Source organism: Microvirga tunisiensis, from assembly GCF_009296175.1.
GTDB classification, from domain to species: domain Bacteria; phylum Pseudomonadota; class Alphaproteobacteria; order Rhizobiales; family Beijerinckiaceae; genus Microvirga; species Microvirga tunisiensis.
In genome coordinates, this window is sequence record NZ_VOSK01000328.1 from 1 (window position 1) to 6,638 (window position 6,638).

A 6,638-nucleotide genomic window follows, 5' to 3' on the forward strand; every position below is an offset into this window, starting at 1 on the left:
GAGAGAAAAGAGAAAACCCGGCCCATGAGACACCTGTCGCAGACGATGAGGTGCTCGATAAGGAATCACGACGGGTGTCGGTCAGGCAAGCGCGGCCGATCAGCCCAAAAATGTGGGTAATTGAAAGCCGGCGAAGCCCATAGCGCTGCAACTCAGCGTCGCTGAGAATCCGCTCAGGGCTCCGGCGTGAACGCGGCCTCAGCGGGTTGTCCTTGCTCATTGAGGCACCTCCCTCGCAGGTGAATACCGTCTTCTTAGGTTCTCGATGCTCCAGTTCAATGAGCGCAACCCGATTGATGATCGGCTCGGAGCTGAATTAAGCTGAAAGCACCTATCGAAACAATGTACCTTAAAGAGGTGGTGCCGTGACTTCGGCGAGTACAGTTTCAACTGCTGCGGTGCCTGAGTTAACCAGGAGTCTCCAAATCGGGCTCTGACTGCGTGCTAACAACTGACTGTGCTACCAAAGCTATAGCGCCTCAGGGTTGAAATATGGCAATCTGGTGGCAAGTTCCGCCGGACAAGGAAGTTTCATGATGCGTTGGGTTCTTCTGGTGATCGCCTTCTTCACCATGGCGGAACCGGCGGTTGCCCAGCGCCGCCCTCCTGGATACCAGCAAGCCGAGCAGAGCTTCTCGCTGCTGACCGTTGATGAGCGGATCAAGCTTCAGGTCCTGCTGACGGCCAACGGCTACTGGCCGGCCGTTCCGAACGTGAACTTCAGCAACCGGCTCTTCGAGGCCATTGCGAACTACCAGCGGGATTACGGGCGTATCCCGAACGGGGCCGTTGATGCGGACCTGTTCGGGCAGGTGCTCAATAGCGCGATGCCTCTTTTGCAGACGTGGAATTTCCGCGCCATCCCCCATCCCAGCCGTGGCCATCCGATCTGGGTGCCGCTTGGGCTCGGACTGGTTGCCAAGAGAGACGAGAACGGCATTGCCTGGTCAGACCCCCAGGGCAGGGCATCCCTGGCCTATTCGTATTTCGGCGGCACGACGCTCGTCGCGAACTACCAGAGCGTCCTCGAAAAGGTTCTATCCGAGGGCGGCAGGGTTCACTACAAGATCCTGAAGTCGGACTTCTTCGTTGTCTCGATGTCGACGGCCAATGGCGTCGACTCCTATATCCGGTTTCATGAGGATGGCCGTGGGGTGCTGGGCTTCTTCCTGTTCTGGAAGGGCAGTGAAACCCAACTTCATATGGAGCGGGTGGCAACCCTTATCTCCGGGTCTTTCTGGGCAACCATGACGGGGGCTCCCTTCACCGAGGCTCCGACAATGACCCCACCTCAGGAGACGGTCGCGGTCGCTCGTCCGCCAGAGTCCAAAGCTCCTGAGCCAACTCCGAAGTCGGAACCTGACGAAAAGGGTCCATCTTCCGGTACCGGCTTCTTCGTGTCCCGAGAGGGGTATGTGCTGACGAATGCCCATGTCGTGGATCGCTGCTCATCCATCGATGTGAAGGCTGATAACGGTGATGTAGTCTCCGGGAGAGTACTGGCCAAGGATACTACAAATGACCTCGCTCTCCTTAGAACGTCTTTAAGGCCCAGCAAGATAGCAGGTATTCGGTTGGGTATCCGGCTCGGCGAAGGAGTAGCCGCATTTGGCTTTCCCCTGACCACTCTTCTGTCCAGTTCGGGCAACTTCACTCTTGGCAATGTCACGGCGCTTTCCGGGCTCAAGGATGACAGCCGATACCTCCAGGTCTCCGCCCCGGTGCAGCCAGGGAACTCGGGTGGTCCGCTCTTTGATCAGAACGGCAATGTTGTGGGTGTCGTCTCGGCCAAACTCAACGCGCTCAATGTGATGGTCGCAACGAACGGCGACATTCCTCAGAACGTCAACTTCGCCATCAAGGGATCATTGGCAGTCAGCTTCCTGGAGAGCAATCAGGTCGCCATTGAGCAGGGTGCAGCGAGCCAGGTCATGGCCCCAGCCGATCTCGCCGATCAGGCCAAGCAGGTGAGTGTGCTAATACGGTGCGAATGATCGGGGCAGAGGATCAGCTGATCCACTCGTGACAATTCAAAGATGCCATCCGGAGAAATCAGCTTGCGTTCCGCTATAGTTGCTCTTGCCTTGATCATTTTGACATCGCCGGTGATGGCTCAGTCCCTCTCGGGCCAAGCCGATGTTATCGACGTGGACACCATTGCCATCCGAGGCGAGAAAACCCGCATCCGCCTTTATGGCGTTGACGGCCCGGAAAGCCAGCAGACCTGCAATGACGCTTCTGGAGCTCGGTATCTCTGCGGCTCAAAAGCAGCCGATGCGCTTGCGTCGATCATCGGGCGAAACGGACGGGTGAGTTGCAAGGAGCAGGACCGGGATCGTTACGGCCGCATCGTCGTCACCTGCGAGGCCAATGGACGAGATATCGCCGGTGAGCTGATCCGACAGGGCTGGGCGGTCGAATACACTCAGTATTCCGACGGCCGCTATTCCGACGAGGAGGAGGAAGCCCAACGCGCCAAGCGCGGTCTATGGGCGGGCACCTTCGTCAAGCCGTGGGAGTGGCGCCGTGGCGAAAGGCTGCCCAACGAGGCCTCAACAGGTTCGGACCGCAAGTGCGCCATCAAAGGCAACATCTCCGGCGCGGAGCGGATCTACCATCTGCCCGGCAGCCGCAACTACGCCCGTACGACCATCGATGAATCCAAGGGCGAGCGCTGGTTCTGCTCTGAGGACGAGGCAAAAGCCGCCGGCTGGCGGGCACCAAGAGGGTAGGGGAGAATTCAATGCTGAGATCACTTGTCTTTGGGCTGGTGTTGGCAGGAAGCCAACTCGGATCCGCTCTCGCCTTCGATCAACCTGGCTCGTCGCCTCTTCTCGACAGGCTGGGGAACCTGCGACCCTTCCAAGTCGCCCAAGCCAGATCCTGCAAGGCAGCCAGCACATGCCGAGAAGCTGTTCAGATGTGGTGCGGTGGCTACCGCCGAGCTGATGGCGACAGTGACGGGATCCCTTGCGAGAACGTCTGTAGTTCACGCTCGGAGGTCGAGAGGATCAAAAGCGAAATCGGCTGCTAGAGCCTATCCCAGTTCAGACTGTTGCGCTCGTAGGAGCCGACCAAGGGGAGACGCCCGCTATGGGATGGCCTGAACCCGAATGGGGCGGATTGGTCAGCGCGGTCGCCAGCGGATTGAGATTCATCAAACAAGAGGCTAGGGCCCCTTCCGAAGCGGATGACCTTCAGAAGCCGAACGGAAAATTGTGCTTTGAGGCTTTCGCGGTGTTGGGAAAATTTGCTTCAATGAAGATTCTGGTCGAAAGTGCAGAGGACTGAGGTGCGTCCGGAGGCGTGATTGAGTCTATTTCCGAAATGGCGCGGCGTGCTTGAACTGCCGCCGCTTCCCGAGCGGAAAAAACGGATCGGGAGCAATATAGTCATCCAACGGGTCTTTGGCGGCGCGACCTGCAAAGCGAAAATCGCTGACTCCCAACTTCCAGGGCATGATCTCGTCACGACGGACCTTGCGGCGCCATACTCCGAGATCTTGCTGAGGCGGAAAGGCGCACGCCGCGTCGCGGCGTCAATGCCGGTCGTCGTTTCGCCGGACATCGAAGACTTCGAAGCCATACCGGAGCGGTTCTCCTTGGAATGGGACGCGTTGGGCCACCTCCAGGCATATGCGGACAGTCCGGAGGCAGTCCTCCAGGCATGGACAAACAAATTCGACTTCCGTACGGAAGACGATGCAGCCGGGTTGCCGGGCCTTCGGGCCCCCCAGATCGGCGCACTGCACGCCATCTCCGCCCATTTCGCAGTCGGCTCGGCGTTTGAGGCAGCCACCGTGGTTCTTCCAACGGGAACCGGCAAGACCGAGACCATGCTCGCGACGCAGGTCTACAGGCGGCTGCCGCGGACTCTCGTGCTGGTACCAAGCGACACGCTGCGTAGCCAGATCGCAGGGAAGTTCATCTCCCTTGGAGTGCTGCCGGCAGCTGGGGTGGTGCCAAAGGAGATTGCTCGTCCGCGCGTGGCGGTTATTACCGGTGGGATCAAAACCGCCGACGAGGCGCAAGAGCTAATCGAGAGCGCAAACGTCATCATCGCGCTTCCCAACGCCCTGCAAGCTTCGGACGAGGCTGCCGTCACCTGCCTCGCGGATGCATGCTCTGATCTCATCGTCGACGAAGCCCATCATATCACGGCTGCAACGTGGTCTGCGGTCCGTGAGCGCTTTGCGAGCAAGCGCATCATCCAGTTTACGGCAACGCCCTTCCGGAGGGATGGCAAGCGCATCGACGGCAAGATAATCTTCAACTACAAGCTGGGCGACGCACAAGCGGCGGATTACTACCGCCCGATCAACTTGCGGACCGTCGAAGAGTACGGCGACCAGGACGTTCGTGACCACGCCATCGCCGCGGAAGCAATCGCGGCACTCAAACACGACCGGGATGAATTAGGCCTGGATCACCTGCTGATGGCTCGAACGCGAACCAAGGAGCGTGCCGAAAGAGTTGCCGCCATCTACGCCCGATTGTCTCCCGAACTAAGGCCAGTCCTGGTCTACTCGGGGCCTGGTCGGGCGCTGGCCAACAAGGAGGCCCTTGCTCGGCTTCTTGACCGGGGCCCGGATGGATCTCGCATTGTCGTCTGCGTTGACATGCTGGGCGAAGGATACGACCTGCCGAACCTCAAGGTGGCCGCGCTTCATGATACCCATAAATCCCTTGCGGTCACGCTCCAGTTTATCGGCCGCTTCACCCGCAAGGGTGCTACCGGCACTATTGGCGAGGCGACGGTGGTCACCAACGTCGCTGATCCGGATGCGGAGGCGAAGCTGGCCAGCCTTTACGCGGAAGGCGCAGATTGGGATCAACTCATCAAACGCCTCAGTGAAGAGCAAGTCGACAGGGAGTTAAGGCTTCAGGACGTCGTCTTTGGCTTGAAGGCCGCCGGAGATCTGCACGCGCAGCTCTCGCTTTGGAACCTGCGCCCGGCATTGTCAGCTCAGATCTTTCGGACAACATGCCAGGACTGGTCTCCACTCGAATATCAGTCAGTATTACCCACTGGCGCTGAGAGCTGGTTTGCTTACGACGAAAAGGACAACGTCCTCGTGGCTGTAGTATGCCGATCCGAGGAGGTGAATTGGGGCAATTACCAGAACGTCCTTGATACCATTTACGATCTGCTCATCATCCGGTGGGACAAGGCCGCTGGTGCGCTCTGGCTGTATGCGAGCGACTACAATGCCCTTCGGTCGGAGCGAATGGCCCGGGCGGTCACTGACGAGGCGACTGAGCTCGTGTCAGGGATGCCGATCTTCAACATCCTCAACAACGTGGAACTGCCTTTGGTCAAGAGCCTAGGCTCGTCGAGGATCGGTGCGATCAGCTTCACTTCGTACTTCGGACCCAATGTGACGGAGGGGCTTGCAAGCATCGAAAAAGCGGAGTCATCCCTGAACAACATCGCGTGCCTTGGGTATGAAGGCGGCGAACGTGTCCTCTGGGGCGGCACGCAACGCCGTGGCAAAGTTTGGCAGCAGAAGTCCGGGACCGTTGCGGACTGGATAAACTGGACCTCCGCAACTTGGGCGAAGGTGTGCTCGGAAGACGAGCTTGAGAGCAACATCACAAGGGGCTTTCTTCGACCGGAGAGGATCTCGCGGCCACATGTCTCCCATCCAATCTCCGCTCAATGGGGTGAGCAAGCTCAGATGCGGTTCAACGACCGGCAATTTGTCATCTTCGGCGATCAGGAGGTGCCGCTGTTCGCCGTCAACCTTGATGTTGCCGGGGTTGAGCCCAATGACTCGATTGTCATCAAGATCGTCAGCGACGGCCCGTCCTCCGAATACCGACTTTCGATTTCCGAGAGCCTGCCCGGGGGATATCGCCATGAGCGCGTGTCGGGGCCGGCGGTCAGCTTCAGAAAAGGCAATGACCCCGCGGTTCCTCTGGAAGAATATCTCCAGAAGGATCCCTTTATCATCCGTTATGCAGACGGCACCTACTCATACAACTGCTATCACATCCCGGCTAACCTTAACGCCGGGCGCTATGAGAGGGAGAAGCTCGAATCCTGGAACTGGAACGGCGTGCCACTCAACAAAGAATCGATGCACAAGTCACAGGACAAGGCCACCATCCAGTATCGCACCTATGAACATTTGGAGGCGGGGTACGATGTTGTGTTCAACGATGACGGATGCGGCGAGGCGGCCGATCTCATTTGCCTGAAGGATCAGGATGACGAAACCATCCGGTTGTGCCTCGTCCACTGCAAGGGAGCGCACGAGGGCCGGATCTCCCAGGACATAAGGAATTTCTATACAGTCTGTGGGCAGGCCCAGAAGAGCATCACGGCCAAGCACGTGGGGTTGCCGACCTTGTACCAAGACCTCAAACGGCGTCAGGAGTCTTGGGTTCGCGACGGCAAGTCACGTTTCCTGAAGGGTGACATGAAGAAACTTTCGTACTTCAAGGAAAAGGCACGCCGCGCAAAGCTGGAATTCGAGGTCGTTCTTGTGCAACCAGGCGCTTCGATCCGCCTTTCAATTACCCACATTTTTGGGCTGATCGGCCGCGCTTGCCTGACCGACACCCGTCGTGATTCCTTATCGAGCACCTCATCGTCTGCGACAGGTGTCTCATGGGCCGGGTTTTCTCTTTTCTCTC

5 protein-coding genes are annotated in these 6,638 nt (G+C 58.5%); 4 read left to right on the plus strand and 1 reads right to left on the minus strand.

What is annotated here, in order from left to right; genetic code table 11:
* Window positions 1-220: hypothetical protein (locus FS320_RS47280; RefSeq protein WP_210252233.1), on the minus strand; the 220-nt coding region annotated here is incomplete at its 3' end.
* 313 nt (window positions 221-533) lie between these two features.
* On the opposite strand from FS320_RS47280, the gene FS320_RS35515 reads away from it, so the two are divergent.
* The 4 genes from FS320_RS35515 to FS320_RS35535 all read left to right on the plus strand — a co-directional run.
* Window positions 534-1,994, plus strand: coding sequence for a serine protease (locus tag FS320_RS35515; RefSeq protein WP_152717064.1), 1,461 nt, complete (start codon window positions 534-536; stop codon window positions 1,992-1,994).
* A gap of 63 nt (window positions 1,995-2,057) precedes the next feature.
* The gene (locus FS320_RS35520; protein ID WP_244627601.1) at window positions 2,058-2,732 is read left to right on the plus strand and encodes a thermonuclease family protein; all 675 of its coding nucleotides are present in this window, start codon (window positions 2,058-2,060) and stop codon (window positions 2,730-2,732) included.
* Between the two features lie 361 nt (window positions 2,733-3,093).
* Window positions 3,094-3,291, plus strand: coding sequence for a hypothetical protein (locus FS320_RS47285; RefSeq protein ID WP_152717067.1), 198 nt, complete (start codon window positions 3,094-3,096; stop codon window positions 3,289-3,291).
* 250 nt (window positions 3,292-3,541) lie between these two features.
* The coding region (locus tag FS320_RS35535; protein ID WP_244627602.1) for a DEAD/DEAH box helicase at window positions 3,542-6,638 on the plus strand (3,097 nt) is incomplete at its 3' end.